The sequence below is a fragment of the Streptomyces sp. NPDC127092 genome (assembly GCF_042722475.1).
Classification (GTDB): domain Bacteria; phylum Actinomycetota; class Actinomycetes; order Streptomycetales; family Streptomycetaceae; genus Streptomyces.
Genome location: NZ_JBHXFE010000368.1, coordinates 740 through 1,114, shown reverse-complemented (window position 1 = coordinate 1,114; position 375 = coordinate 740). Strand labels below are relative to the sequence as shown.

General features: G+C 74.9%; 1 pseudogene. It reads left to right on the top strand.

The annotated features are described in order from the left end of the window. Positions 1 to 204 (top strand): annotated as a pseudogene (locus ACFWJO_RS40490) (threonine aldolase); the annotation flags it as partial. Positions 205 to 375: the final 171 nt, after the last annotated feature.

Genomic DNA, 375 nt, shown 5'->3' with positions numbered 1-375 from the left:
GAGTTCACGCAGGCCACGGACGCCAACGCCGTGTTCGCCGTCCTGCCCGAGGGCGTGGCCGACCGGCTGCGCGCCCGCTTCCGGTTCTACGACTGGGACGCGGCGCGCCGCGAGGTGCGCTGGGTGTGCGGCTTCGACACGACCGAGGAGGACGTGGACGCGTTCACGGCGGCGCTGCGCGCCGAACTCGTCCCCGCCGTCTGACGGACGCGCCCGGCCGGGATACCCTTCTACCACCGTGCAGCAGGGTGGGACGCCGCGGCCTTCGACGCGCGTCCGACCGCTCCTCCACCGAAAGGCCACCGTGGACACCAGCGCACCCCGGACGTCCCCGTCGACGCCGGCCGCCTCCGCCGCCCACGCCACCCATGAGGG